Origin of the sequence: Kitasatospora atroaurantiaca (assembly GCF_007828955.1) — a bacterium.
GTDB lineage: Bacteria > Actinomycetota > Actinomycetes > Streptomycetales > Streptomycetaceae > Kitasatospora > Kitasatospora atroaurantiaca.
This window is the reverse complement of record NZ_VIVR01000001.1, coordinates 3,186,082-3,209,950: the sequence shown is the minus strand read 5'-3', so window position 1 is coordinate 3,209,950 and position 23,869 is coordinate 3,186,082. Positions and strand designations below refer to the sequence as shown.

The 23,869-nt window shown below is 70.7% G+C and carries 25 protein-coding genes; 19 read left to right on the top strand and 6 right to left on the bottom strand.

Features of this window, described 5'->3' with window-relative positions; translation table 11 throughout:
- Positions 1-74: 74 nt before the first annotated feature.
- The 8 genes from hemL to FB465_RS14750 all read left to right on the top strand — a co-directional run bounded on the left by hemL (position 75) and on the right by FB465_RS14750 (position 7,531).
- Positions 75-1,397, top strand: coding sequence for a glutamate-1-semialdehyde 2,1-aminomutase (gene hemL / locus FB465_RS14785; protein WP_145797355.1), 1,323 nt, complete (start codon positions 75-77; stop codon positions 1,395-1,397).
- A gap of 94 nt (positions 1,398-1,491) precedes the next feature.
- A complete protein-coding gene (locus FB465_RS14780) occupies positions 1,492-2,139 on the top strand; it encodes a histidine phosphatase family protein (RefSeq protein WP_145797354.1) in 648 nt (215 codons plus the stop codon).
- A 122-nt stretch (positions 2,140-2,261) separates the two neighbouring features.
- Positions 2,262-2,864 (top strand): TlpA family protein disulfide reductase, encoded by a 603-nt coding sequence (locus FB465_RS14775; protein ID WP_145790993.1) that lies wholly within the window; start codon positions 2,262-2,264, stop codon positions 2,862-2,864.
- Positions 2,861-3,634: a cytochrome c biogenesis CcdA family protein gene (locus tag FB465_RS14770; protein ID WP_145790991.1), complete on the top strand. Its 774-nt coding sequence runs from the start codon at positions 2,861-2,863 to the stop codon at positions 3,632-3,634. Before FB465_RS14775 ends, FB465_RS14770 begins: the two co-directional genes overlap by 4 nt.
- 2 nt (positions 3,635-3,636) lie before the next feature.
- Positions 3,637-5,352 (top strand): cytochrome c biogenesis protein ResB, encoded by a 1,716-nt coding sequence (gene resB, locus FB465_RS14765; protein WP_145790990.1) that lies wholly within the window; start codon positions 3,637-3,639, stop codon positions 5,350-5,352.
- A gap of 3 nt (positions 5,353-5,355) precedes the next feature.
- Complete coding sequence (ccsB, locus tag FB465_RS14760) at positions 5,356-6,492, top strand: c-type cytochrome biogenesis protein CcsB (RefSeq protein ID WP_145790988.1); 1,137 nt, start codon at positions 5,356-5,358, stop codon at positions 6,490-6,492.
- Positions 6,493-6,512: 20 nt separating this feature from the next.
- Complete coding sequence (locus FB465_RS14755; RefSeq protein WP_145790987.1) at positions 6,513-7,070, top strand: hypothetical protein; 558 nt, start codon at positions 6,513-6,515, stop codon at positions 7,068-7,070.
- Between the two features lie 50 nt (positions 7,071-7,120).
- Complete coding sequence (locus tag FB465_RS14750) at positions 7,121-7,531, top strand: hypothetical protein (RefSeq protein WP_145790985.1); 411 nt, start codon at positions 7,121-7,123, stop codon at positions 7,529-7,531.
- Positions 7,532-7,600: 69 nt separating this feature from the next.
- On the opposite strand, the gene FB465_RS14745 is transcribed toward FB465_RS14750, so the two are convergent.
- The 3 genes from FB465_RS14745 to FB465_RS14735 form a co-directional block, all read right to left on the bottom strand.
- Positions 7,601-7,813, bottom strand: coding sequence for an acyl-CoA carboxylase epsilon subunit (locus FB465_RS14745; RefSeq protein WP_145790983.1), 213 nt, complete (start codon positions 7,811-7,813; stop codon positions 7,601-7,603).
- A gap of 69 nt (positions 7,814-7,882) precedes the next feature.
- On the bottom strand, positions 7,883-9,484 hold the full coding sequence (locus FB465_RS14740) for an acyl-CoA carboxylase subunit beta (RefSeq protein ID WP_145790981.1): 1,602 nt from the start codon (positions 9,482-9,484) through the stop codon (positions 7,883-7,885).
- Between the two features lie 423 nt (positions 9,485-9,907).
- On the bottom strand, positions 9,908-10,291 hold the full coding sequence (locus FB465_RS14735) for a PLD nuclease N-terminal domain-containing protein (RefSeq protein ID WP_145790980.1): 384 nt from the start codon (positions 10,289-10,291) through the stop codon (positions 9,908-9,910).
- A gap of 78 nt (positions 10,292-10,369) precedes the next feature.
- Between FB465_RS14735 and FB465_RS14730 the strand changes: the two genes are divergently transcribed.
- From FB465_RS14730 to FB465_RS14720, 3 genes are all read left to right on the top strand, one after another.
- The gene (locus FB465_RS14730) at positions 10,370-11,821 is read left to right on the top strand and encodes a menaquinone biosynthesis decarboxylase (RefSeq protein ID WP_145790978.1); all 1,452 of its coding nucleotides are present in this window, start codon (positions 10,370-10,372) and stop codon (positions 11,819-11,821) included.
- On the top strand, positions 11,818-12,711 hold the full coding sequence (mqnP, locus tag FB465_RS14725) for a menaquinone biosynthesis prenyltransferase MqnP (protein WP_145790976.1): 894 nt from the start codon (positions 11,818-11,820) through the stop codon (positions 12,709-12,711). The genes FB465_RS14730 and mqnP overlap by 4 nt, the downstream gene beginning before the upstream one ends.
- 81 nt (positions 12,712-12,792) lie before the next feature.
- A complete protein-coding gene (locus FB465_RS14720; protein WP_145790974.1) occupies positions 12,793-13,176 on the top strand; it encodes a VOC family protein in 384 nt (127 codons plus the stop codon).
- A 188-nt stretch (positions 13,177-13,364) separates the two neighbouring features.
- Here the strand turns inward: FB465_RS14720 and FB465_RS14715 are convergent, their stop codons facing one another.
- Together FB465_RS14715 and FB465_RS14710 are read right to left on the bottom strand one after the other, a co-directional pair.
- Entirely contained in the window at positions 13,365-14,075 is a 711-nt protein-coding gene (locus FB465_RS14715) for an MOSC domain-containing protein (RefSeq protein WP_145790972.1), read from the bottom strand.
- Between the two features lie 61 nt (positions 14,076-14,136).
- The gene (locus tag FB465_RS14710; RefSeq protein WP_145790971.1) at positions 14,137-14,877 is read right to left on the bottom strand and encodes a cyclase family protein; all 741 of its coding nucleotides are present in this window, start codon (positions 14,875-14,877) and stop codon (positions 14,137-14,139) included.
- Positions 14,878-14,934: 57 nt separating this feature from the next.
- On the opposite strand from FB465_RS14710, the gene FB465_RS14705 reads away from it, so the two are divergent.
- The 8 genes from FB465_RS14705 (at position 14,935) to FB465_RS14670 (ending at position 22,799) form a co-directional block, all read left to right on the top strand.
- On the top strand, positions 14,935-15,579 hold the full coding sequence (locus tag FB465_RS14705) for a UbiX family flavin prenyltransferase (protein ID WP_145790969.1): 645 nt from the start codon (positions 14,935-14,937) through the stop codon (positions 15,577-15,579).
- A 120-nt stretch (positions 15,580-15,699) separates the two neighbouring features.
- Positions 15,700-16,161, top strand: a complete 462-nt coding sequence (locus tag FB465_RS14700) for an Lrp/AsnC family transcriptional regulator (RefSeq protein WP_145790967.1) — start codon at positions 15,700-15,702, stop codon at positions 16,159-16,161.
- Between the two features lie 5 nt (positions 16,162-16,166).
- Positions 16,167-17,129, top strand: a complete 963-nt coding sequence (locus tag FB465_RS14695) for a threonine ammonia-lyase (protein WP_145790965.1) — start codon at positions 16,167-16,169, stop codon at positions 17,127-17,129.
- Positions 17,130-17,435: 306 nt separating this feature from the next.
- Positions 17,436-18,599 carry an aminofutalosine synthase MqnE gene (gene mqnE / locus FB465_RS14690; protein ID WP_145790963.1) on the top strand — a complete coding sequence of 388 codons (1,164 nt, stop codon included), beginning with the start codon at positions 17,436-17,438 and terminating at the stop codon, positions 18,597-18,599.
- A 274-nt stretch (positions 18,600-18,873) separates the two neighbouring features.
- Complete coding sequence (locus FB465_RS14685; RefSeq protein ID WP_145790961.1) at positions 18,874-19,431, top strand: hypothetical protein; 558 nt, start codon at positions 18,874-18,876, stop codon at positions 19,429-19,431.
- 104 nt (positions 19,432-19,535) lie between these two features.
- Positions 19,536-20,633, top strand: a complete 1,098-nt coding sequence (locus FB465_RS14680; protein ID WP_145790959.1) for a hypothetical protein — start codon at positions 19,536-19,538, stop codon at positions 20,631-20,633.
- Positions 20,634-20,762: 129 nt separating this feature from the next.
- On the top strand, positions 20,763-21,728 hold the full coding sequence (locus FB465_RS14675; RefSeq protein WP_145790957.1) for a L,D-transpeptidase family protein: 966 nt from the start codon (positions 20,763-20,765) through the stop codon (positions 21,726-21,728).
- 129 nt (positions 21,729-21,857) lie between these two features.
- A complete protein-coding gene (locus FB465_RS14670; RefSeq protein WP_145790955.1) occupies positions 21,858-22,799 on the top strand; it encodes a beta-ketoacyl-ACP synthase III in 942 nt (313 codons plus the stop codon).
- 180 nt (positions 22,800-22,979) lie between these two features.
- Here FB465_RS14670 and FB465_RS14665 read toward each other — a convergent pair whose 3' ends face one another.
- Positions 22,980-23,621 carry a TetR/AcrR family transcriptional regulator gene (locus FB465_RS14665; RefSeq protein ID WP_145790953.1) on the bottom strand — a complete coding sequence of 214 codons (642 nt, stop codon included), beginning with the start codon at positions 23,619-23,621 and terminating at the stop codon, positions 22,980-22,982.
- Between the last annotated feature and the right edge of the window lie 248 nt (positions 23,622-23,869).

The following is a 23,869-nucleotide window of genomic DNA, read 5'->3' as shown; positions in this document are numbered from 1 at the left end:
TCGTTCCAGATGATCGGGTCCGACATGCGGAGGTCAAGGACACGATTTGAGACCATGTCCAGGTGACCAACCCGATGAGCTACCCGTACGAGGCCCCTCAGTCCCAGTCGCTGTTCGACCGTGCCTCGGTCGTGACCCCCGGCGGCGTGAACTCCCCGGTGCGTGCCTTCCGCGCGGTCGGCGGCACCCCGCGCTTCATGGTGTCCGGCACCGGCCCCTACCTGACCGACGCCGACGGCCGGGAGTACGTCGACCTGGTGTGCTCCTGGGGCCCGATGATCCTCGGCCACGCGCACCCCGCCGTGACCGACGCCGTCCAGCGCGCCGTCACCCGCGGCACCTCCTTCGGTACGCCCGGCCAGGGCGAGGTCGAGCTGGCCGAGGAGATCGTCGCCCGGGTCGCCCCGGTCGAGCAGGTCCGCCTGGTGTCCAGCGGCACCGAGGCGACGATGTCGGCGATCCGGCTGGCCCGTGGGTTCACCGGCCGCGCGAAGGTGATCAAGTTCGCCGGCTGCTACCACGGCCATGTGGACGCCCTGCTGGTCGCGGCCGGCTCCGGCGTCGCGACCTTCGGCCTGCCCGACACCCCGGGCGTCACCGGCGCCCAGGCGGGCGACACCATCGTCCTGCCGTACAACGACCTCGACGCCGTCCGCGCGGCCTTCGCCGCCCACCCCGGCGAGATCGCCTGCGTGATCACCGAGGCCTCGCCCGGCAACATGGGCGTCGTCCCGCCGCTCCCCGGCTTCAACAAGGGCCTCGCGGAGGCCTGCCGCGCCGACGGCGCGCTGTTCATCTCGGACGAGGTGATGACCGGCTTCCGCGTCTCCAAGGCCGGCTGGTACGGCCTGGAGGCCGCGCACGAGGGCTGGGCGCCGGACCTGCTGACCTTCGGCAAGGTGATGGGCGGCGGCTTCCCCGCCGCGGCCTTCGGCGGCCGCGCCGACGTGATGGCGTACCTGGCCCCGGCCGGCCCGGTCTACCAGGCGGGCACCCTCTCCGGTAACCCGGTCGCCACCGCCGCCGGCCTCGCCCAGCTGCGCGGCTGCACCGACGAGGTCTACGCGACCGTCGACCGCGTCTCGGCCGAGATCTCCGGCCTGGTCAGCGACGCGCTGACCAAGGAGGGCGTGACCCACCGCCTGCAGACCGCCGGGAACATGTTCTCGGTGTTCTTCACCGACGAGCAGGTCACCAACTACGACGAGGCCAGGCGCCAGCAGGCGTACCGCTTCAACGGCTTCTTCCACAGCATGCTCGCCCAGGGCGTCTACCTGCCGCCGTCCGCCTTCGAGTCCTGGTTCGTCTCGGCGTCCCACGACGAGCGGGCGATCGAGCGGATCGCCGCCGCCCTGCCCGCCGCCGCCCGCGCGGCTGCGGAGGCCCAGCCCGCGTGAGACGGAAGCCCAGCCAGCGCAAGCGCGACGACCGCCGTCAGCGCGAACACCGAGGAGAGCAGTGAGCGCCAAAGAGACCACCGTCGTCCACCTGATGCGGCACGGCGAGGTGCACAACCCGGAGGGCATCCTGTACGGGCGCCTGCCGGGCTACCACCTCTCCGAGCTCGGCCGGCAGATGGCCGACCGGGTCGCCGAGCACCTGGCCGACCGTGACATCACGCACGTGGTCGCCTCCCCGCTCGAGCGGGCGCAGGAGACGGCCGAGCCGATCGGCAAGGTGCACGGGCTCGAGGTGGCCGTCGACGAGCGGCTGATCGAGGCGGACAACATCTTCCAGGGGAAGACCTTCGGGGTCGGCGACGGCTCGCTGAAGAACCCGGCCTACTGGCGGTACCTGACCAACCCGTTCCAGCCGTCCTGGGGCGAGCCGTACATCGAGCAGGTGGTCCGGATGATGGGTGCGCTCGCCGCGGCCCGGGACGCCGCGCGCGGGCACGAGGCGGTCTGCGTCAGCCACCAGCTGCCGATCTGGATCGTCCGCTCCTTCGCCGAGCGCCGCCGGCTCTGGCACGACCCGCGCCGTCGGCAGTGCTCGCTGGCCTCGCTGACCAGCTTCACGTACGAGGGCGACAAGATCGTCTCGATCGGCTACCGCGAGCCGGCCCGCGACCTGCTGCCGGCCCATCTGGTGGGCAAGGGCGGCAAGGGCAAGCCGGTGGGCAAGAGCTTCGGGGCCTGAGCCTTGCCGAACCTGCCCGAAATAAGCGGATCATAAGTGTAAGAACCGCAGGTCAGTGGGGGTCCGACGCGCAAGGTCGGGCCCCCCTGAAACGGCCCGAAGTCCCATGCGAAACTTTTCACATGTCTGGGACGACCCGCCGCCGCATCCGCCTTGCCGCCGCCCTCAGCGCCGCCGCCGCGCTCGCTCTGACCGGCTGCACATCGGGCTCATCGAGCAGTGGTGACGGCCAGACCGGCTTCGTCACCGGCAAGGGCGGGCTGGACACCGCGTCCGCCGGTCACCGCCAGGACGCGCCCGCGATCTCCGGCGCCACGCTCGACAACGGCAAGGCCGCGCTCGCGGACTTCAAGGGCAAGGTCGTCGTCCTCAACATCTGGGGCTCCTGGTGCGGCCCGTGCCGGGCCGAGGCCAAGGGCCTGCAGGACGTGTCGCAGAAGTACAAGGACCAGGGCGTCCAGTTCCTCGGCATCAACACCCGTGACACCGACCCGGCCAACGCGGTCCGTTTCGAGCAGAACTTCGGGGTCACCTACCCGAGCCTGTACGACCCGGACGGCACCCAGATCCTCAAGTTCCCCAAGGGCAGCCTCAACCCGCAGTCCATCCCGACCACCATCGTGATCGACCGCGAGGGCAAGCTCGCGGCGCGCGCGATGCGGGCGCTCTCGGCGGAGGACCTCGAGACGCTGCTCAAGCCCATCCTCGCCGAGCAGCCGAAGTGAGCGCCGCCCTCCTCGCGGTGAGCGAAAACCAGACGGTGGCGAACGGCGCGATCCTGCTCGCCGTGCCCATCGCGCTGGCGGCCGGGCTGGTCTCGTTCTTCTCCCCGTGCGTGCTGCCGCTCGTCCCCGGCTACCTGAGCTACGTCACCGGCTTCTCCGCCGCCGACCTCGCGGACGCCAAGGGCGCCAAGCGCGGGCGGATGCTGCTCGGCTCGGTGCTCTTCATCCTCGGCTTCACCGCCGTCTTCGTCTCCGGCGGCGCGCTGTTCGGCTACTTCGGCCAGACCCTGGCGGACAACAAGCACACCATCAGCGTGGTGATGGGCGTGCTGACGATCCTGATGGGCCTGGCCTTCATGGGCCTGCTGCCCGGCTTCACCATGCGCGAGCTGCGCTCGCACCGCAGGCCGGCCGTCGGGCTGGCCGGTGCACCGCTGCTGGGCATCGTCTTCGGGGTCGGCTGGACCCCGTGCGTCGGACCGACCCTGGGCACCATCCAGGGGCTGGCGTGGAACCAGGCCGATCCGTGGCGCGGCGCGCTGCTGATGGCGGTCTACTGCCTGGGCCTCGGCGTACCGTTCATCCTGGCCGCGCTGGCCTTCCGGCGGGCGCTCGGCGCCTTCGGCTGGATCAAGCGGCACTACCAGTGGGTCATGCGCATCGGCGGCGGCATGCTCGTCGCGGTCGGCCTGCTGCTCGTCACCGGTGCCTGGGACGCGCTGGTCAGCCAGTTGCAGACCAGCACCGCAGACTTCTCGATCGGAATCTGACCGTGAGCGACACCAGAACCGGCCTGCCGGAAGACGACGAGCTGTCGGCGGAACGCCTCAGCAGCGCCCCGGTCGAGCAGGACGGTCCGTCCGGCATAGGAGCCGTCGGCTGGCTGCGCTGGATGTGGCGGTCCCTGACGTCCATGCGGGTCGCGCTGATCCTGCTGTTCCTGCTCTCGCTGGCCGCCATCCCCGGCTCGCTGATCCCGCAGAACAGCCAGAACTCCTTCAAGGTGCAGACCTGGAAGGCCGCCCACGCCACGATCACGCCGGTCTACGAGAAGCTGCAGCTCTTCGACGTCTACAGCTCCGTCTGGTTCTCGGCGATCTACATCCTGCTGTTCGTCTCGCTCGCGGGCTGCATCATCCCGCGTACCTGGCAGTTCGTCGGCGTCCTGCGTGCGCAGCCGCCGGCCGCGCCGCGCAACCTCACCCGGATGCCGGTGTACGCGGCCTGGCACACCGAGGCGGACGCCAAGGCGGTGAACATCGCCGCGTACCAGCGCCTCAAGCAGCGCGGCTTCCGAGCGAACCTCGCCGGTGGCTCGGTCGCCTCGGAGAAGGGCTACCTGCGCGAGGTCGGCAACCTGCTCTTCCACCTCTCGCTCTTCGCGCTGCTGGCCGGCTTCGCCTGGGCGAGCCTGGCCAGCGGCCAGGGCGGCAAGCTGGTGATCGAGGGCCAGGGCTACTCGAACACCATGACCCAGCTGGACGACTTCACCGGCTCGGCCTTCTACGGCACCGAGGACCTGGACCCGTTCGGCTTCAAGCTGGACGGCTTCACCGCCCGCTACCAGACCAGCGGTGACCAGATCGGCAGCGCCCGCGAGTTCACCGCGCACATCCGGTACTGGACCGGCAGCGACAGCAGCAGGCTGACCAAGGGCGACATCCAGGTCAACGAGCCGCTGGAGATCGGCGGCAGCAAGGTCTTCCTGATCGGCCACGGGTACGCGCCGGTGGTCACCGTCAAGAACGCCAAGGGCGAGAAGGTCTACTCGGGCCCGACCGCCTTCCTCCCGCAGGACAGCAACCTCACCTCCACCGGTGTGATCAAGGTCAGCGACTACGGCGAGAAGGACGGCAAGAAGACCCAGCTGGGCTTCAACGGCTACTTCCTCCCGACGGCGCCGGTCAGCTTCGAGACGACCGGGCCGAAGTCGCTCTTCCCCGCCGCCGCGGAGCCGATGCTGGTGCTCACCGCGTACGCGGGCGACCTCGGCACCGACTCCGGCCTGCCGCAGAACGTGTACCAGCTGGACACCAAGCACATGACCCAGCTTCAGCAGGACGGTGACCTCGCCAGGGTGAAGCTGAAGCCGGGCCAGGGCTGGACCCTCCCGGACGGCTACGGCACGGTCACCTTCGACGGCTACCAGCAGTGGGCCAGCTTCACCGTCTCGCACCGTCCGGGCAACGGGATCGCGCTGGCCGGAGCGGGCTGCGCGATCCTCGGCCTGATCGGCTCGCTGTTCGTGCAGCGGCGCCGGATCTGGGTGCGGGCCACGGCGACGCCGGACGGCCGGACCCTGGTCGAGATCGCCGGGCTGGCCCGCAGCGAATCGGCGAAGATCGCCGAGGAGCTCGCCGAGATCGCGGTCGACCTCCAGGACGACGCCCCGGCGAGTGACGACGAAGCGGACGAGCAACCCGCCTCACCCGCACCAGACGATTCAGCAGACCCTGCAGTCCCTGCCGACCCGAACTCCAAGGAGTAGACGGTGCTTCTCGCCTCGGCGGTCGACCCTCACCTGGCCGACCTCTCCAACAAGCTGATCTACTCGGCGATGGCCGTGTACCTCATCGCCATGTTCGCCCACCTCTTCGAGTGGACCTTCGGCAGCAAGGGCGCGGTCGCCGTCCGCTCCGCCGAGCAGGCGAGCCTCGCCGAGACCGTGGCGGCCGCCAAGGAACCGGCGAAGGCGGCCAAGAAGGTCACCGTCACGGTGGCCTCGGCCGGCGGCGGCACCACCACCCTGACCCGGACCGCGCTGGCGGACGCCGGCGCCACCGTGGTCACCAGCGGCCGCTCCGACGGCGAGGACGTGGACGGCCCGGGCGCGGCGGGTACCAGCGAGAAGGGCGACATGGCCGGGCGGATCGCCGTCTCGCTGACCGTCCTCGGCGCCGTGCTGCACGCCGGCGGCGTGCTCACCCGGGGCCTCTCGGTGACCCGCTGGCCGTGGGGCAACATGTACGAGTTCTCCTGCGCCTTCGCCCTCACCATGGTGCTGGCCTACCTGGGGCTGCTGGCCGCGAAGAAGAACGTCCGCTGGCTGGGCCTGCCGGTGACGGTGGCCGTGGTGCTCACCCTGGGCCTCGCGGTGAGCGTGCTCTACACCGAGTCCGAGCAGCTCGTCCCGGCCCTGCACTCGTACTGGCTGGCCATCCACGTCTCCGCCGCGATCATCTGCGGCGGCGCCTTCTACGCGGCCTTCGTGGCCACTGCCCTCTACCTGGGCAAGGACTCGTACGACCGCCGGATCGCCGCCGGCCGCACCACCGGCCCGCTCGGCACCTCCGCCTCGATCTGGCAGCGGCTCCCCGCCGCCTCGACGCTCGACAAGCTCTCGTACCGGATCAACGCGCTGGTCTTCCCACTGTGGACCTTCACCATCATCGCGGGCGCGATCTGGGCCGAGGCCGCCTGGGGCAAGTACTGGGAGTGGGACCCGAAGGAGACCTGGTCCTTCATCACCTGGGTCGTCTACGCCTGCTACCTGCACGCGCGCGCCACGGCCGGCTGGAAGGGCCGCAAGGCCGCGTACCTGGCGCTGCTGGCCTTCGCCTGCTTCCTGTTCAACTACTACGGCGTCAACATCTTCGTCACCGGCAAGCACTCGTACGCGGGCGTCTGACGGTTCGGCAGGGGGGAATGATGGACGTCTGTCCGCAGTGCGGCAGCGCCGAGGGGGGCCTCACGGCCCGCCAGGCCTTCGAGGATCGTGACGGCTCCCTGGGCGGCCCGCCCGCCTGGGAGGTCGCGCCACCGCCCGCCCCGGCCCCTCCGGCGGCGGCCAACAGCACGGGCGGCATCGTGCTGATCGTGATCGGCGGCCTGCTCTTCCTCAGCGCGCTGTACCGCTCGGTCGCCCCCGCGCCCGGGATCGAGCAGTTCGACGACGCGTACCAGGCCGGCTACCGGATGGGCGGCTTCGTTCCGGCCGCCATCGCCCTGACCGTCGGCGTGCTGCTCCAGCAGCGCGCGCGCCGCACCGGACGTGCCGGGAGTCCGCTGCCGGACCGGTGGAAGCAGCAGATGGCGGTCTGGGAACAGGCCAGGCTCTGCCGCACCTGCAAGGCGGCGTACTGGCCGGACGGCGTGCTGCGGGCCGACATACCGGCCTCGCCGCTGATCCCGCTCGACCGGTTCCCGCTGATGGTCGTCACGATGGCCGAGCGGGCGCACGGAATGCAGTACGCAGGGAAACGCTGACAGTCGGTCGGAACTGTCGCTGATCGGGAAGCCGCGAGGAGGGCCGCGCCATGGAGTGCGACGAGGTCATGCTGACCGTCCGAATCACCTCTGCGGAGAGAGCACTGCTCCGCCGACTCGCCCAGGGTCATCGAAGCGACGTCTCGGAGGTCGTCGCGGACGGCCTGCTGGACGTCCTGCCGACCCTGCAGAGCACCGCCGACGCCTACCGCCTGCTGGCCGCCCTGGCCCCGCCCGCGCCCTGCGCGCAGACGGTCTGGCTCCCGGCCCCCCTGGCCGACCTCCTCGTCCTGGCCGCCGCCACGGTCGCCCACGCCACCGGCGTACGCCTCGGCTCCGCCTGCGCCATCCTCGGCGCGATCGTCCGCCTCTGGCTCTGCCAGGACCCCCAACTCCTCGCAGCCCACCTCAGCGTCATGCACGCCGGCCGCCCGACCGCCCTGGCCGCCGCCGTCGCCTGAGCCGACCTGATCGCGAAACGGTCCTGTCGCCCCGACGAAAAACGCGGGGCGACAGGACCGAACGGGGGATTACGCCGCCTGCTGCCAGCTGACGGGGGAGTAGTACGCCGGGCGGCGCTCAAGGCGCTGCCAGTTGGCGATCGGCTCGACGGCGGCCGCAGCGGCCACGGCCTGCTGTGCGGCGGACGCACGGGCCAGCAGTACGGCGGTGAGGGCGGCGAGCTCCTCGTCGTTCAGCGAGCCGCGGACGATGCGGACGAGAGGTTCAGCGGAAGCGCTCATAACCTTGTTTCTCTCGCGGATGGAAGTCGGGACGGTTCCGGGCGGTGTACGCGGCGGTAAAACCTCGCGTTACATCGGCGGGTTGCCGTGCTTGCGGCTCGGCAGGTCGGCGTGCTTGGTCCGGAGCATGGCGAGCGAGGAGGCCAGGACTGCGCGGGTCTCGGCCGGGTCGATGACGTCGTCCACGAGGCCGCGCTCGGCCGCGTAGTACGGGTGCATCAGCTCGCTCTTGTATTCCTTGATCTTCTGCGCGCGCATGGCCTCGGGGTCCTCTGCGCCCGCGATGTCGCGACGGAAGATGACGTTGGCCGCGCCCTCGGCACCCATCACGGCGATCTCGTTGGTTGGCCAGGCGAAGGAGAGGTCGGCGCCGATGGAACGCGAGTCCATGACGATGTAAGCACCGCCGTAGGCCTTGCGCAGGATGAGCTGGATGCGCGGCACGGTGGCGTTGCAGTAGGCGTACAGCAGCTTGGCGCCGTGCCGGATGATGCCGTCGTGCTCCTGGTCGACGCCGGGCAGGAAGCCGGGGACGTCGAGCATGGTGACCAGCGGGATGTTGAAGGCGTCGCACATCTGGACGAAGCGCGCGGCCTTCTCGCTGGCGTTGATGTCGAGCACACCGGCCAGCGACTGCGGCTGGTTGGCGATGATGCCGGTGACGTGGCCGTCGATCCGGGCCAGCACGCAGAGCACGTTGGTGGCCCAGCGCTCGTGGATCTCCAGGAACTCGCCGTGGTCGACGATCTCCTCGATCACCTTGCGCATGTCGTACGGGCGGTTGCCGTCGGCCGGCACCAGGTCGAGCAGCGCGTCGTTGCGGCGGTCCACCGGGTCGTCGGTGACGGCGGCCGGGGGCATCTCGCGGTTGTTCTGCGGGAGCAGCGAGAGGAGGTAGCGGACCTCCTCGATGCAGCTCTGCTCGTCGTCGTAGGCGAAGTGCGAGACGCCGGAGACACCCGAGTGGACGTCGGCGCCGCCGAGCCCGTTCTGGGTGATCTTCTCGCCGGTGACGGCCTGGACGACGTCGGGGCCGGTGATGAACATCTGCGAGGTCTCGCGGACCATGAAGATGAAGTCGGTCAGCGCCGGGGAGTACGCGGCGCCGCCGGCGCACGGGCCGAGCATCACGCTGATCTGCGGGATGACGCCCGAGGCCTTGGTGTTGCGCTGGAAGATGCCGCCGTAGCCGGCCAGGGCGGTGACGCCCTCCTGGATGCGGGCGCCGGCGCCGTCGTTCAGCGAGACCAGCGGGGCACCGGCCGCGATGGCCATGTCCATGATCTTGTGGATCTTCTGCGCGTGGGCCTCGCCCAGCGCCCCGCCGAAGATCCGGAAGTCGTGCGCGTAGGTGAAGACGGTGCGGCCGTGCACGGTGCCCCAGCCGACGATGACGCCGTCGGTGTGCGGCTTCTTGGCCTCCAGGCCGAAGCCGGTGGCACGGTGCCGGCGCAGCGGCTCGACCTCGTGGAAGGAGCCCTCGTCCAGCAGCAGGTCGATCCGCTCACGGGCCGTCAGCTTGCCCTTGGCGTGCTGGGCCTCGGTGGCCTTCTCGCTGGGGCCCCGGCGGACCTTGTCCCGGAGGTCGTGCAGCTCGGCCACCCGCCCGCGCGCATCGGCCGGGATCTCGGGGATCTCGTCGCCGACCGGCGCCTCGTGCAGAACCGTCATCTCGAACCACTCCAAGTGTGAGGGAACTGTCCGACAGCCGGCCTGCTGTGGCGGCGGCTGCTGCTGCGAACACTTCTTCACCTACGACAGTACGAGGGAGTGCGCTCGGTAATCGGCGTCTATTCTGTACAAGGTCGGGCCCCAGAACATGTGAAGGCCGTACAGAAAGCGGCTTCCGGGGCGGGAGGGACCAGCTGTCGCAGCCGGGGGTCCGGGCGGCCTGCATGATCCCCGCGCGGCCCACCGAAGCCGCAGGTCAGGTGGGTGATGGCGGGGTGCCGAGGGTGCCCGTGTCCCGGGCGTTCCGGGGGGCCGCCGGGCGGGTCGTGGGCCCCGGTCGGGGCGGAGGGATCACCGGGACTCGTAGAGATGCGCCAAACAGGCACCCGAACGGGTGGTGGGCCGGCCCGGGCGGCCCGGCGGTCAGCGCTTCGGGCCGCTCTCCGGGTCGTCCTTGTCGCGCAGCTCGTCCTCGCGGCGACGCAGATCGGCCTCCCACTGCTTGAGCATGTCCTCGTGCCGGCCGTTGTCCTTCTTCAGCGAGGCCAGGAACTCCGGGTCGTCATCGGGTGCGACCGAGCGCCCGCCGGGCCGCTCGGTCGCCGCGGCCCGGGCCGGGAGCAGCCCGCCCCGCTGCTTGCCAGCCACCAGCCAGGCGATGGATCCGAGCAGCGGGAAGAAGAGCACGATGATCACCCAGACCACCTTGGGCAGGTGGCGCACCTCGTCCTCGGGTGTGGTCAGGCAGTCGATGAACGCCCAGATCCACAGGGCGAGGGCAAGCAGTGGCGGCAGAATCCTCAGCACGGTGTGATCTCCCCCGGGAAGGCGAACAGGTGGGCCCCTTGGCGGGGCCAGGCTAGTCGGTATCGGATACTGACAGGTATGGCATACGACGATCTCCGTTCGTTTCTCCGGGCCCTGGAGCGTGAGGGCGACCTCAAGCGCATCAAGGCCGAGGTCGACCCCCATCTGGAGATCGGGGAGATCGTCGACCGCGTCCAGAAGGCCAAGGGCCCGGCGCTGCTCTTCGAGAACGTCAAGGGTTGCTCGATGCCGCTGGCGATGAACGTCTTCGGTACCGAGCGCCGGCTCGCCAAGTCGCTCGGCCTGAAGTCGCCGGACGACATCGCGGAGAAGATCGCCGGCCTCCTGAAGCCCGAACTGCCGCAGGGCTTCACCGGGTTCCGGGACGCCTTCGGCAAGCTCGCCTCGATGGCGCACGTACCGCCGAAGCACGTGAAGGACGGGCCGGTGCAGGAGGTCGTGCTCACCGGGGACGACGTCAACCTGGACGACCTCCCCGCTCTCTTCACCTGGCCGCTGGACGGCGGATCCTTCTTCAATCTGGGCCTGACCCACACCAAGGACCCGGACTCCGGCATCCGCAACCTCGGCCTGTACCGCCTGCAGCGGCACGACCGGCGCACCATCGGGATGCACTGGCAGATCCACAAGGACAGCCGCAACCACTACGCCGTCGCCGCCAAGCGCGGTGAGCGCCTGCCGGTGGCGATCGCCTTCGGCTGCCCGCCCGCCGTGACGTACGCGGCCACGGCGCCGCTGCCGGGCGACATCGACGAGTACCTGTTCGCGGGCTTCGTGGCCGGTGAGCGGGTGAAGATGGTCGACTGCAAGACCGTCCCGCTCCAGGTCCCGGCCGACGCCGAGGTGGTGCTGGAGGGCTGGCTGGAACCGGGCGAGATGCTGCCCGAGGGGCCGTTCGGCGACCACACCGGCTTCTACACGCCGCAGGAGCCGTTCCCGGCACTGACCATCGACTGTGTGACGATGCGTAAGCGGCCGATCCTGCAGTCCATCGTGGTCGGCCGCCCGCCGACCGAGGACGGGCCGCTCGGCAAGTTCACCGAGCGCTTCTTCCTCCCGCTGCTGAAGATCATCATCCCGGACATCGTGGACTACGACCTGCCCGAGGCGGGCGGCTTCCACAACTGCGTGATCGTCTCGATCGACAAGAAGTACCCCAAGCACGCCCAGAAGGTGATGCACGCGATCTGGGGCGCCCACATGATGTCGCTGACCAAGCTGATCATCGTGGTGGACGCCGACTGCGACGTGCACGACTACCAGGAAGTCGCCTGGCGGGCACTGGGCAACACCGACTACAGCCGCGACCTCTCGGTCGTGGAGGGCCCGGTCGACCACCTCGACCACGCCTCGTACCAGCAGTTCTGGGGCGGCAAGGCCGGTATCGACGCCACCCGCAAGCTCCCCGAGGAGGGCTACACCCGCGACGGCGGCTGGCCCGAGATGGTCGCCTCCGACCCCGCCACGGCCGCCCTGGTGACGAAGCGCTGGAAGGAGTACGGCCTGTGAGTACGATCGCCGTTCCCGCGGGCCGGACGAAGTCCTTCCTGCGCCTGGTGATGATCGAGCACTCGGTCTTCGCGCTCCCCTTCGCGTACATCGCCGCCCTGACGGCGATGTTCCTGACGGACCGTAGCGTCCACTGGGGCCGGCTGCTGATCGTCACGGTCTGCATGGTCGGCCTGCGGACCTTCGCGATGGCGGCCAACCGGATCATCGACCGCGAGATCGACGCCCGTAACCCGCGCACGGCCGGCCGTGAGCTGGTCACCGGCGCGGTCTCGATGCGCACCGCGTACACCGGCTCGGCGATAGCCCTGGTGGTCTTCCTCGGCGCGGCGGCTCTGCTCAACCCGCTCTGCCTCTTCCTGGCCCCGGTCGCCGTCGTCCCGATGGTGGTCTACCCGTACGGCAAGCGGTTCACCGACTTCCCGCACGCCATCCTGGGTCTGGCCCAGGCGATGGGCCCGATCGGCGCCTGGCTGGCCGTCACCGGCCGCTGGTCCTGGGACGCGGTGGTGCTCGGGCTGGCCGTCGGCGTCTGGATCGGCGGCTTCGACCTGATCTTCGGCAGCCAGGACGTCGCCGCCGACCGCGCCGAGGGCGTCCGCTCCGTCCCGGCCCGCTTCGGTGTCCCGGCGGCCCTGTACGGCGCCCGGGCCTGCCACGTCGTCACCACGGCCCTGCTGGTCTGGTACGCGCTGCTGACCGACGCCGGCGCGGCCTTCTGGGTCGGGCTGGCCGTGGTCGCCTGCGCGTTCGTCTACGAGCACGCGATCGTCAAGCCGGGTGACCTGTCCCGCCTCAACCGCGCTTTCTTCACCACCAACGGCTTCGTCGGCATCTCGCTCTTCGTTTTCGCCCTCCTCGACCTGGTCATCCGCGGCCTGGGCGTGTGACGGGCCGCCGGGTGCCGCCCCTGCCTATGCTGCGACCGTGAATCGGTTCGGCTCGGTTCGGTTCGGCGCGGAGGAGACCCGGTGATCGGCAAGCTGCAGTGTGTGGTGCTGGACTGTCACTACCCCGCTGGGCTGGCGCACTTCTACGCCGCCCTGCTGGGTGGGGAGGCCGACCGGCCGGACCCGCGCTGGTCGTTGGACGAGTACTGGTCGACGGTGCACGTGCCCGGGGGCATGGTGCTCGGCTTCCAGCGGGTCGAGGACTACCGGCCGCCGATGTGGCCGGACCCGGCACACCCGCAGCAGCTGCACCTGGACGTCGAGGTCGAGGACCTGGACGCCGCGGAGGAGCGGGTGCTGGCGCTCGGGGCGGTGCTCAAGGACACCGAGACGGGTTGGCGGGTGTACGTCGACCCGGCGGGGCACCCGTTCTGCCTGGTGCAGGCCGGGGCGCCTGCGGACTGACCGGCACGCCCTGGATGCCCGGAGCGTAGGCAGCTGGGCAACACCAGGGGCGCGAGGAACTGCGCGAAGCGGGAGGCTGCAGACCGTTGCTTCCGATCTCGCGCAGTTCTCCCCAGCCTTCGGCCGGGAGGTGCCCCCACGCGCCCCTTGATACTGCAACTGGCTGCGCTGCCTACTGGCGGAGGCTCTCAGCCGAGTGACAGGACGTCACCGACCCGTAGGCGGCCCGGGCGGCTCACCTCGGCGAGGGCGTCGAGGCGGTTGTCGTGGGCCTGGGCGACGGCCTTGAGGATCTCCGGGGCGTGCGGCAGGCCCGGCTGGGCCGTCCCGGTCATCGCGCAGCGCTCGCTGGAGCGGACGAAGGCCAGCCGGACCCCCGCCTTCACCCCGCCCTCGTGGCCGAACCAGGTGTCCTCGACGAAGGGCGCGGTGCCAGGTGGGGTCCGCAGCAGGATGTTGGGGCGGAACCGCCGCTCGTCCACGATCGCGGACGGCACGGCCCGGCGGACCCAGTCCAGGGTGGCCGTGGTGAGCACGCTGACGGGCAGTTGGTCGAAGTGCGAGATCTCGTCCTCGCGGGCGAGTTCGACGTCCTCGCGCTGGAGGTAGGCGCGCAGGAAGCTGTCCGGGTCGGCGACCGGGCTGCCCAGCGGGTCGAGCAGTTCGGGGGCGTCGAGTCTGCTGCCGAGCCGGGAGCCGAGCCGGAGCAGGCCGTCCATCCGCCGGAACCGCCGGGTGTTCTTGCCCGACCCGAACTTCCCGGCGCCGTCGCGCACGGCGTACAGCCGGTCCCCGGCCAGCCCGCGCTCGTCCACCTCGACGGAGTGCAGCCGCTCGCCACCGGTGGACTTGACCGGATACCGCCAGAGTCGCTCGACCACCCCGATGATCTCTGCCATGGAGGGAGCCTATCCGGGGCATCCAGGATGGTCTAGACCTATCGAGGAGGGCGGCGTGCGCTCAGCCCAGCCGGGCCACGGCCCGGACCGGCGCTCCGTCGGCCGCGACCAGCCGCAGCGGGAAGAGCGAGACCTCGATCGGGAGGCCGGCCGCCTGGGCGTCCAGCAGGGGAGTCAGGTCGGTGAGGTTCTCCGCGATGACGCCGCCGCCGGGGGTGCCGAGGAGGATGCGGTGGGCGGCCAGGGTGGGTTCCCCCGCCGCGGGGTCGTGCTCGTCGGCGAGGTCGGCGAGCAGTGCGGCCACCGCGGGGTCGCCGGGGACCGGGTCCGGGGTGGGGTCGATGCTCAGGGCGTCCACGCCGACCGTACGGACACCGGCGGCCACGATCGCCTCGGCGGCCTCGGGCGTGAGCCAGGGGTGGGCGAGGTAGGGGTCGGTGCCCCAGTGGCGGGGCCAGCCGGTGGCCAGCAGCAGGATCGTGCCGGGCGTCAGCCGGTCGAGTGCGCCGGAGAGCTGATCGGCGGTCACCGCCGAGCGCGGCTCGAGCCCGCGCAGGTCGGCGACCACGGCGGGGCCGGTGAACAGTTCCAGCGGCAGCCCGTCCAGCGTCGGCCAGGTGACGTCCACGTGGTACGGCGCGTCCACGTGCGTACCGGACTGCGAGCCGAGGTGCAGGCTCAGCACGTTGACGCCCGCACCGGCGGTGGTGAGCGCGGGCCGCAGCGCCACCTCCGGGTCCCCGGGGTAGACGGGCATGCCGGTGGTGACCGGGTGCGTGAGGTCGATCAGCGTCGGCGCCATGGGTCCATACTCCCGTGACTCTCGTGTCGGGAGAGCGTGGAGCGGAGAAAATGAGGCATGAGCACTGCGAAGCAGGTACGTCAGCCATGGGTGGTCGGGGTCTCGGGGGCGTCGGGGACGCCGTACGCGGCCTCCGTTCTCCGTGCGCTGCTCGCCGCCGGGGAGGCGGTGGACCTGGTGGTCAGCCGTGCCGCGCGGCTGACCCTCCTCGACGAGACCGGCATCTCCTTCCGGGACGCCCACTGGCATGAGGACCTGGCGCAGTGGCTCGGGGTCCAGGAGCTGGAGAACGTCCGCTACTGGCCGGCGGGCGACTTCGCGGCCGGCCCGTCCAGCGGCTCGTACCCGGCCAAGGGGATGCTGGTCGTCCCCGCCACCACCGGCGCCGTCGCCGGGATCGCCCTGGGCCTCAGCAAGGACCTGCTGCAGCGGGCGGCCGCGGTGACCCTGAAGGAGCGTCGGCCGCTGGTGGTCTGCGTACGCGAGACGCCCCTCGATGGGGTGACGCTGAAGCACCTGGTGGAGCTCGACGCGCAGGGCGCGGTGGTGCTCCCGGCCTCGCCGGGCTTCTACGCGGGGGGCTCCACGGCCCGGGAACTGGTGGACTTCGTGGCCGGCCGGGTGCTCGACGCCGTGGGCGTGCCGCACGAGCTCTACCGGCGCTGGGAAGGGGACTTGGGCTCCGGGGGGAAGGTCGCGTAAAGCGCGGAGCTACGGGAGAGTATGTTCTTTGCGATATCCGGGTTGATCCGCGCATGGCGCCTTTGATTCCGGATAATGATCTGTGGGTCTGGAGAGGTTCGGAAGGACGCGGGCGGATATATGGACACGGTGGACAGACAGCTCATCCAGGCGCTGCGGGAGAACGGCCGCGCGTCGTACGCCGAGCTGGGCCGTCTCGTCGGCCTGTCGGGCCCGAGTGTGACGGACCGCATCAACCGGCTGGAGCAGGCCGGTGTGATCACGGGCTACCGTGCCACGGTCAACCCGGCCTCCCTGGGCTTCGGGGTGACCGCCCTGATCGGCCTTCAACTGACAGACGCGGCCGACCACGAGGACGTCGCGCACCGGCTGAAGGAGCTCGGCGAGGTCGAGGACTGCTGGTTCATCGCGGGCGACGACTCGTACATGCTCAAGGTCCGGGTCTCCAACGTGGAGGGCCTGGAATCGGTGGTCAAGCGCCTCTCCGGGACGAAGGGCGTCGCCCGTACCAGGACGACGGTCGTGCTCTCCACCAAGTGGGAGAACCGGGTGAGCGACCTGCCTGTGGAAGAGGGGGAGTAACACGAATGGCCCTGGTCAGCCTGGAGGACCTGCGCGCAGCGCAGCGACGGATAGCCGGAGTCGCGGTACGCACGCCGCTGCTGCCGTGCCCGTGGGCGGGGGACGGGAACAGGCGGCTCTGGCTCAAGCCCGAGAGCCTGCAGCCGACCGGCGCGTTCAAGATCCGCGGCGCGTACAACCGCCTGGCGGCGCTGACGGACAGTGAGCGCTCGCGGGGGGTGGTCGCCCAGTCGAGCGGCAACCACGCCCAGGCAGTGGCGTACGCCGCGCAGCTGCTCGGGATCAAGGCCGTCATCGTGATGCCGGACACCTCGCCCGCGATCAAGGTCGAGAACACCCGCTCCTTCGGCGCCGAGGTCATCCTGGTCGAACCGGGCAGGCGTGACACCCTGCCGGCCGACCTGGCCTCCGAGCACGGCTACGTCTGGGTGCCGCCGTACGACGACCCGTACATCGTCGCGGGCCAGGGCACGGTGGGTCTGGAGATCGGCGAGGACGCGCCGGACGAGCTGGACACCGTCCTGGTGCCGGTCAGCGGCGGCGGCCTGATCTCCGGTACGGCGGCCGCCCTCAAGCTGACCTGCCCGGGTGTCCGGGTGGTCGGGGTCGAGCCGGAGCTGGCGGCGGACGCGCAGGCGAGCTTCCGAGCCGGGAAGCACCTGGCCTGGCCGGTGGCGGACACCTACCGGACGATCGCCGACGGGCTGCGGACGCCCTCCGTCGGCGTGTTGCCCTTCGAGCACCTGCAGGCGTACGTCGACGACATCGTGACCGTCTCCGAGCAGGAGATCCGCGACACCGTCGCCCTGCTGGCCCGCCGCGGCCGGCTGGTCGCCGAGCCCTCGGGGGCGGTGGCGGCGGCCGCGTACTTCCACCACGCGGACGAGCTCGACGGACGGGTCTTCGCGGCGGTCGTCAGCGGCGGCAACATCGAACCCAAGCTCCTCGCGGAACTCCTCGCGCAGTAGGGCACTCAGCGCAGGCGGCAAGCCAGTAGGGGCCGTGGGGAACTGCGCGAAACCGGAAGGCCGCGACCGTCAGCCGGGGACGCGACAGAAGGTGCAACTCGTTGTCCGGACCCGGGTGCGGCGTGGGCTCCTTCCGCCTCGCGCAGTTCCCCGCGCCCCTGGGGTACCCGAGTGCGCACGGGCCCCCGCGCCCCTGGGGGTACCCGAGTGCGTACGGTTCGCCGCGCCCCTATGGGCCGGCCGCCAGGTACGAGGCGTAGGCTCGGGTTCGGTCAATTCTCAAGGCACGAGGAGGCGGGTCACCGCATGGACGCAGGGCTCAAGCGCGAGCTGGAGGCGAAGGTCTACGCGGGTGAGCGGCTGACCCGCGAGGACGGCATCGCGCTCTACGAGAGCGACGACCTGGCCTGGCTGGGCGGCCTGGCGCACCATATGCGGACGCAGAAGAACGGCGACGTCGTCCACTTCAACGTCAACCGTCACCTCAACATGACCAACGTCTGCTCGGCGTCCTGCGCCTACTGCTCGTTCCAGCGCAAGCCGGGCGAGAAGGACGCGTACACCATGCGCATCGAGGAGGCCGTCCGCCTGGCCAAGGCCATGGAGGTCGAGTCCCTCACCGAGCTGCACATCGTCAACGGCCTGCACCCGACGCTCCCCTGGCGCTACTACCCGCGTTCTCTCCGCGAGCTCAAGGCGGCGCTGCCGAACGTCTCCCTCAAGGCCTTCACCGCCACCGAGATCCACTGGTTCGAGAAGATCAGCGGCCTGCCCGCCTCCGAGATCCTGGACGAGCTGATCGACGCCGGCCTGGAGTCGCTGACCGGCGGCGGCGCGGAGATCTTCGACTGGGAGGTCCGCCAGCACATCGTCGACCACGCCACCCACTGGGAGGACTGGTCGCGTATTCACCGCCTTGCTCACCAGAAGGGCCTCAAGACCCCGTCGACCATGCTGTACGGGCACATCGAGGAGCCCCGCCACCGGGTCGACCACGTGCTGCGGCTGCGCGAGCTGCAGGACGAGACCGGCGGCTTCCAGGTCTTCATCCCGCTGCGCTACCAGCACGACTTCCACGACTCCAAGGACGGGGTCATCCGGAACAAGCTGCAGGCCCGTACGGAGATGGCGACCGGCGCCGAGGCGCTGAAGACCTTCGCGGTCTCCCGGCTGCTCTTCGACAACGTCCCGCACGTCAAGGTCTTCTGGGTGATGCACGGCGTCACCACCGCCCAGCTGGCGCTCAGCCACGGCGCGGACGACATGGACGGCTCGGTCGTCGAGTACAAGATCACCCACGACGCGGACAACTTCGGCACGCCGAACAAGCTCGGCCGCGACGACCTGCTCGACCTGATCCGTGACGCCGGCTTCCGCCCGGTCGAGCGCAACACCCGGTACGAGATCATCCGCGAGTACGACGGCCCGGACACGCAGCGCCGCGAGACCCCGCAGGCCATGCGCCTCTGACCTACGGCGACCTACGGCCCGTACGCACTCGTACGGTTCGGACACATCTTTCACGGCCCGCCTCACCGGCGGGCGAGGGCCCATCTGCCGATCTTCGCAGGTGGGCCCTGTCCATTCTGTGGACGGCGTGTCGGACGCGGGCGCCGGGAGCCGCCGCGGCGGCCGACGCAGGCTCAGATGTTGCTCAAGTTCCTTACCTTTCCTGTGAGTTAGCTGATGAACTCCTCCCACAACGGATCAGCCACGGGGGCAGATCCGTACCGGGAGGACTGTCATGATCACTGCAATTCGCAAGGGTGCCCTGCTGGGCGTTCTGGTGCTCGGGGGCGGGCTGCTGCTCGCGCCGTCCGCCTTCGCCGCCGCCGAGGAGCCGGCCGGCTGCCCGCCGGACACCTGGTACGAGGTGACCCAGTACGGCTCCGCGCACTACGAGGCGATCGGCAGCCCGTCGGGCAAGTACAACTCCAGCTCCTCCACCGAGACCCTCCGCTACGACCTGACCACCACCTCCTCGAAGTCGACCACCTGGTCGGCCGAGGCCGGCGGCAGCGTGAGCTGGGGTATCGCCACCGTGCAGGCCAAGACCAGCTACTCGGTCACCAAGCAGACCACCTCGGGCAAGACGCTCGCCAACACCATCAACGTCCCGGCCCACAAGTACGGCTACACCACGCCGAAGATCGAGCGGCGGGTCTTCCAGATCGAGAAGTACCAGGACACTCCCCGCTGTACTCCCCGCAGCCTCGGCGTCGTGGGCAGGCTCAACGCGATCACGGCCTACCCGTTCTTCTCGGAGTGCACGGCCGCCTCGCCCTGCACGCCCAAGCCCTGACCGCTGATCAGCACGCCGGGCGGGCGGCCTCCGGGCCCGCCCGCCCGGCCGGGGGACCTCAAGACGCCGCGAGTGGGAGAACAGGGGCAGTGGAGATGCGACGGATGGCGCGCGGGTGGCTGCGCGGTCTGGCCGTGACGGTGGCCGTCACCGTGCTGGCCTCGTGCGGCCAGGGGGAGGAGGACGCCCAGGCCGGCCCGGTGCGGGGGATCGTGGTCGACCTGGGCGGCCGGCTCGCCGTACTCGACAGCCTCGACGCCGAGCCGAGGATCGTCGGTGAGCGGGAGGAGGACACCGAGAAGTTCGACGGCTACCACCTGACCTCCCCTCGCCGGCTCGCCCAGGGCGGTCGGATCGTGGGCATCCGTCAGGGCACCGCCGTCGCCGTCTCCGCCGAGGACCCGATGCGGGCGGTGCTGGTCGCACCGGCGGCCGACTGGTTCCCCACCTCCGACGGGAAGCGCCTCTGGACCGTCACCGAGGAGTCCACGGACACCGCCTGCCCGGGGCAGCAGCTCCCGAAGACCGTCCGGGCCCGCTACACGGCCGCCGACCACGAGCCCTCCGGCCGCCCGGCCCACCGCACCCTCACCCTGCCCTGCGGCTACCAGCCGGTCGCCGAGAGCATCGAGGGCCTGGTCGCCGAGCAGACCACGGCCGACACTCCCGCCGAAGCCTCCGTCGCCCGTACCCGGGTGGTCGTGATGGACCAGGCCGGTACGGCCGCCGCCCGGACCGTCACCGAGTCGGGCACCGCGCTCGGCGCGGCGGGCAAGCACATCCTGTGGCGCGGCGACGGCTGCACCCAGGCGGCCTGCACCCAGGTGTACGACACCCTCCGCCACGCCTCGGGCCCGGTGCCGTCCTGCCCGTCCGGCACACCCGTCGGGCGCGGCATCCTCGACCCGAGCGGCCGCTGGTACGCCACCGTGCTGCACGCGGACGACGGCGACCGGCTGGGCGTCCTCGACCTGGACCGGCCCGGCTGCAAGGACTTCGGGAGCTTCACCGGCCTCCCCGAGGGCGACAAGGACCTGGGCGACAGCCTGACCGTCAGCTGGTCGGGCGCCCAGCTGCTGCTCCTGGACGCCACCGGTGGCGAGCTGCACGCCATGAACGCCCGTACGGGCCGCGCCGAGCACCGCAGCCGACGCCTTGAGCTCGGGGACGGCGCGCAGATCTGGGGCGCGCTGGCGGGGTAGTGAACCGCCGCATGGGGACGGGTGGTGTCCCTGAGCACACAGCGCTCATGGAAAGCAGCGCGTATGCTCACAGGCTCACCACACGCCCCGGGTTTCGCTCTTGCCCGGGGCTTTGGAAGGATCGTCAGCATGTCCGGTTCCCACCGTGCCACCGCGCCGCCCCGCTCCGCCGCAGTCCCCGGCCCCCGCCGGGGCGGAGACGGCCCTCGGGTCGGAGACGGTGCCCGGGGCGAGGACGGCGCCGCCGGGCGGCCCCGCGGGCACCGGCGGAAGCCCCGAAAACGCCGGGGCAAGGCGCTGCTGAGCGGTACGGCGATGCTGCTGGCCGCCGCCGCGGGCTGGTTCACCGTGGGCCCCGGCCGGTCGTTCCCGGTGATCACCACGGCCGGCGCACCCGACAACCCCGAGCCCGACGTGGCGTCCGGCGACGGCTCCACGACGCAGGCGGGGATAGGCCGGACCGACCCTCCCGCCGCCGACCGCTCGGACCGCACCGACGGCTCGCTCGCCGCGATACCCGGCCTCGGCGCCTCCTTCCTCTCCCGGATCCCCGCGGAGACCCGCCAGCTGGTGGTCGCCTCGGGCAAGGGCAAGGACTCCTCCGACACCACCGTGACGCTCTGGACGCGCACCCCCGAGGGCCGCTGGAAGGCCGGCACCGCCTGGCCCGCCCACAACGCCTTCAAGGGCTGGACGGCCGACCACAGCTCCGGCGACCTGCGCAGCCCGGTCGGGCTCTACGCGCTGACCGACGCCGGCGGCCGCAAGGCCGACCCCGGCAGCCGGCTCCCGTACGACCAGGACTCCGGCTTCGTGATCGGCGGCACCGGCTTCAACGGTGAGCAGCTCGCCGGTTCCTTCGACTACGTGGTGGCGATCAACTACAACCGGGTGCCCGGCAACTCCCCGCTCGACACCCGGCTGCCCGACGGCAAGTCCAAGGGCGGCGGCATCTGGCTCCATGTGGACCACGGCGGGCCCACCCACGGATGCGTCTCGCTCACCGAGGACCGCATGATCGAGCTCATCAAGGCGCTGGACCCGGCCGCCCACCCCATGATCGCGATGGGGGACGCCGAGTCGCTGGCCGCCTGAGCGGGTACGCGTCCCCCTCCAGGTGCCATGCGGGGCAAGGGCTGTTGTCAGCCCCCTACAGCATCCGGCCCCGTACCTTGTGCAAGGGCGTCACCAGCTGACCGGTCGGTAACGCGGTTGAGTGGCAGCATGACCGCCTCCCGCATCGTGGCGCTCGGCCACTACCAGCCGCCCAAGGTCCTCACCAACGACGACCTGGCGAAGCTGGTCGACACCGACGACGAGTGGATCCGCTCCCGGGTCGGAATCCGCACCCGCCACATCGCGGTCGACGAGACCCTGGTCGATCTCGCCACCGAGGCCGCCCAGAAGGCGCTGGCCAACAGCGGCCGGCTGGCCGAGGACATCGACCTGGTGGTGGTCGCGACCTGCACCGCCGTCGAGCGCAGCCCCAACACCGCCGCAGCCGTCGCCGCCCGCCTGGGCATCAAGGCGCCGGCCGCGTACGACATCAACACCGTCTGCTCCGGCTTCTCCTACGCGCTGGCCACCGCCGACCACGCGATCCGCGCCGGGGCGGCGACCCGCGCGCTGGTGATCGGCGCCGAGCGGATGTCGGACACCATCGACTGGACCGACCGCAGCACCTGCGTGATCTTCGGTGACGGCGCGGGCGCGGCCGTGGTCGAGGCCGTCCCGGACGAGGACGCCGGCATCGGCCCGGTCGTCTGGGGCTCCGAGCCCGAGAAGGGCGACGCCGTGGTGATCACCGGCTGGGACCCGACCATCAGCCAGCAGGGCCAGGCGGTCTTCCGCTGGGCCACCACCAAGATCGCGCCGCTGGCCAGGGAGACCTGTCGCAAGGCCGGTCTGGAGCCGGCCGAGCTCAAGGGCTTCGTGGCGCACCAGGCCAACCTGCGGATCATCGACGCCATCGCCAACAAGCTGGGCGCGCCCGACGCGGTCGTCGCCCGTGACGTGGTCGACTCCGGCAACACCTCGGCCGCCTCCATCCCGCTGGCGCTCAGCAAGCTGGTCGAGCGCGGCGAGCTGCGCTCCGGCGACCCGGTGCTGCTCTTCGGCTTCGGCGGCGGCCTGGCGTACGCGGGCCAGGTCGTACGCTGCCCGTAGTCCCCCCGGACAAGCCTGTGGGGCGGTCGGAATCAGTGATTCCGACCGCCCCACAGCAGTCTCGAGCGCGTCGCGGTACGTCGGCGAACCTCCCCCGAGGACACGGCCGCCGTCCGACACACCCCGGACAGGAAACCGGGATTGCGCGCAAGGTGGATGGATGGACGTAGGAGCAGGCTGCTACTTGGGCGGCTTCTTTCCGGTGACGCCCAGGTAGACCTGCAGAGCCAGGTTCGGCTTGAGGTCCTTGACCTTGACGCCCCAGGAGGTGAAGGCCTTCGAGTGCTCCGCCGCCGAGGCGAGCAGTGAGGCCAGCGCCCCTGCCACGGCGGCCGGGTCGACCGACTTGTCGGTCTTGGCCTGGTTTGCCTTGACGGCTTCCGTGAGCGGCCCGACGACCGAGTTGAGGACCTTCATGCGGATCTTGAAGAACCGCTTGTCCCCTTCTGCGGCACCGAGAGTGACCACTCGCAGAATGGCGTCGTTCTTGCGCCAGAAGGCGAGGAATCCGTCCACCAGTTCTTCCGAAGTGGTGTAGCCGGTCTTTCCCGCCCAGGACTTTCCTTCGACGAGCTCTTTGAGCCCGACGCTGTCCTCGGCCATTTCCTCTGCGATCTCGAGGACTGCGCCCTCGACATCCGGGAAGTACTGGTAGAAGGTCGCGGGGGAGGTACCCGCCATACGGGCGACGTCGATGACCTTGACGTCCCGATAGGGCGACGTGCTGAGCATCTCGCGGAGGCAGTCGAGCAGCTTCTGCCGCGTCTCCTGTCCGCGTCGCCCGGCGACGCGACCGTCGACGGTGCGAACTTGTCCTGTCATGCCGTCAGCTTACCGTGGCACGATCTTGGCGCGATTCGGTGATGCGACTATTACTCCGCCCGGGGGTGGTATAGGGGGCTCATCGGGGCGTGCGGACGGAAATTCAGGGCGGCCGCCGCGTGATCGAAGCCCCCCCGTGTGCTGATGGACCCGCAGAGTGACGACGAGTCGGCTGAGGGATGATCGGGTCGCGCAGAGTGATCGTCAGGACGCCTGCCGGTGGCCCGTCAGATTCGGCCGTCGCCGTG